The sequence below is a fragment of the Roseateles sp. P5_B10 genome, assembly GCF_056400485.1.
In genome coordinates this window covers 1-1,912 of sequence record NZ_JBFULE010000927.1, presented here as the reverse complement: position 1 = coordinate 1,912, position 1,912 = coordinate 1, and the positions used below count along the sequence as shown (strand labels likewise).

Annotated in this window: 6 protein-coding genes; all 6 read right to left on the bottom strand. The window is 65.8% G+C overall.

The genetic code is table 11. The annotated features are described in order from the left end of the window. A partial coding sequence (locus AC1DU6_RS29360; RefSeq protein ID WP_477861507.1) for a hypothetical protein occupies nucleotides 1-198 on the bottom strand: 198 nt, incomplete at its 3' end. A 29-nt stretch (nucleotides 199-227) separates the two neighbouring features. After that, nucleotides 228-371 carry a hypothetical protein gene (locus AC1DU6_RS29355; RefSeq protein WP_477861505.1) on the bottom strand — a complete coding sequence of 48 codons (144 nt, stop codon included), beginning with the start codon at nucleotides 369-371 and terminating at the stop codon, nucleotides 228-230. Further along, nucleotides 362-700 (bottom strand): hypothetical protein, encoded by a 339-nt coding sequence (locus tag AC1DU6_RS29350; protein WP_477861503.1) that lies wholly within the window; start codon nucleotides 698-700, stop codon nucleotides 362-364. The genes AC1DU6_RS29355 and AC1DU6_RS29350 overlap by 10 nt, the downstream gene beginning before the upstream one ends. A 33-nt stretch (nucleotides 701-733) precedes the next feature. Beyond that, complete coding sequence (locus tag AC1DU6_RS29345) at nucleotides 734-1,354, bottom strand: DnaJ domain-containing protein (RefSeq protein WP_477861501.1); 621 nt, start codon at nucleotides 1,352-1,354, stop codon at nucleotides 734-736. A gap of 2 nt (nucleotides 1,355-1,356) precedes the next feature. Then, nucleotides 1,357-1,722, bottom strand: a complete 366-nt coding sequence (locus AC1DU6_RS29340; protein WP_477861499.1) for a beta barrel domain-containing protein — start codon at nucleotides 1,720-1,722, stop codon at nucleotides 1,357-1,359. Further along, nucleotides 1,715-1,912: hypothetical protein (locus AC1DU6_RS29335; RefSeq protein WP_477861498.1), on the bottom strand; the 198-nt coding region annotated here is incomplete at its 5' end. The genes AC1DU6_RS29340 and AC1DU6_RS29335, both read right to left, overlap by 8 nt.

The following is a 1,912-nucleotide window of genomic DNA, read 5'->3' as shown; positions in this document are numbered from 1 at the left end:
CCCATGGAACGAGTCCTCCATGTCGTGGACATGCAGCTGCACGGATGCAGGCCCGCACACCTTAAGGCTCACGCCATACCAGATCAGGTTCGGCGCCACCGTCTGGTGGTCCCGCCGCCACAGCCGCTCCGCCAGCTTGGGACTGCTGACGTAGTGAATGTCGGTGGCGTACAGGGTGAAGGGGAAGATGTTCGGCATGGTGTTGTGCGTCGGCAGGGGCTTGGGTTTCAGGGCTTGGGCGCCAGCGCAGCGCTGTACTTGCCCATCTCAAGAAGCACGCGGTCGCCCGGGTACAGCGTGACGCTGAGCTGATCGACCTGGGGATCGCTGCCGCAGCGAGGGCAGCGGCCACGTTGCGCCATCAGCGACATGCGCGGCTCCTGAAGAGGTTCTCGCCCGTGACCGGGTGGAACGTGGACCGGGAGATGGCCCAGGCCTGCACGCGCTTCACCTCGGCGCGCAGGACCTTGCGTCGCTGCCGAGCATTCCCAGAGAGTGCCAGGCCGCGCCATTCGATGTACTCGCGGGCGTTGCAGTAGGGGCACGGCTCGTCGCCGCCGCTGGTGAGCCCGTCACCGTCGCCGGAATCGAGATCCCACATCCAGCCGTCGATGCACGTCCCGTCCGGGTAGCCGGCGCCGAACGTCGGCGCCTCGTATTGGCAGCCCAGCGGCGTTGGTTCTTGTTTTACGGTGCTCATGGGGTTTCCTTTGTGCGACCGGCGAGTAAGGGATCAGGCGTAGCCCAGCTCGCGCCGGGCCTGCTCGTAGGCGGCGTTGACGGCTGCCATCGCTGCATCACTGCCTCCTTCGTCTTTCCGATCAGGGTGGGCCTTGCTGGCCGCCCGGCGATAGGCGTCCTTCAGCGTCTGCTCGGTCTGGACCGTGTTGGGCACGCTGAGCACGTCGCGCCAGTGCTTGGTCGCCGTGGGCGCCGGCAGAGCCGTGAAGCCCGTGAAGGCACGCTCCAGCACCATGGCGCCGCCGTGGCGCTCGATGGCGCGCATAGCTTCGAGCGTGGCGGCCACCGCAGCGAGGTTGTCGGCCACGCGCGTGTAGTGGTCGATGGCCATCACCTTCCGGCCGCCTTTGCGGTCCTGCCAGTAGACGGCGACGCCAGGGTCTTTGGGTTCGCTGCGATCGGAGCGCGGTAGGCCATCGAGGCGGGTCTCGACGTTCGTGGAGATCACGGCGTCATTGCGGCTACGACCCATCATCTCCAGCTCGCGCAGCACTCGCTCAACGCCATCGAAGACCGACAGGCGTTTCTTGTACTTCGTGAAGTTGGCGTCACGCCGGGCAGCGGAGCGCTTCCAGCCGATGGGCCAGGCCAGGGGGTATGCGTTGATCGTCATGGTCAGGTGCCCTGTGAGGTGCTGGGATTTGGCAGCTTGATGCCCAGCAGATTTGCGGCGGCCTGGAGCGCTTCGATGGTCACGCCGTCAGGCGGCCCGCCATACCTGATGCTCTCCTTGATGTAGTCCCACGCTCGTTGGCGCGCAGTGATGCCGTTCCATTCCGCTTCGCTCCAGTAGCAGCGGCCAGGGCTTTGGTAGCCTCGCCCGTCCATCTGCATGGTCTGCTTATCGATCCTGGAGCGCTCACCAAGCTCGGCCCAGACGCGGCCCACCTTCGTGACCGTCACGGCGTGGGGTTTGTCCCGGCGCCGTTCGCTCGGCACATACCAGAGCACGTCGCCGACTTTCAGGTTGCGCTCAGCCATTGGCGCCTCCCGTGGGCTGTACCGGCACATGGGAAGCAGGCGAGGGCTGAGCCGGTTGCGCGCGGATGGCGGCGGCGCGACGCTCGATCAATGCCGCAATTTCATCGTCGATTTCCCTGACGTAGCTGTCGAGTGCGGCCGTCAGAGCCTGCTTGGCCTCTTCCTTGGTGCCAAAGATTGAGTCCAACTC

What these genes read in the sequence shown, in the direction of transcription:
- AC1DU6_RS29355 (WP_477861505.1), bottom strand. Translation starts at nt 371, where the DNA reads ATGTCGCTGATGGCGCAACGTGGCCGCTGCCCTCGCTGCGGCAGCGAT.
- AC1DU6_RS29350 (WP_477861503.1), bottom strand. Translation starts at nt 700, where the DNA reads ATGAGCACCGTAAAACAAGAACCAACGCCGCTGGGCTGCCAATACGAG.
- AC1DU6_RS29345 (WP_477861501.1), bottom strand. Translation starts at nt 1,354, where the DNA reads ATGACGATCAACGCATACCCCCTGGCCTGGCCCATCGGCTGGAAGCGC.
- AC1DU6_RS29340 (WP_477861499.1), bottom strand. Translation starts at nt 1,722, where the DNA reads ATGGCTGAGCGCAACCTGAAAGTCGGCGACGTGCTCTGGTATGTGCCG.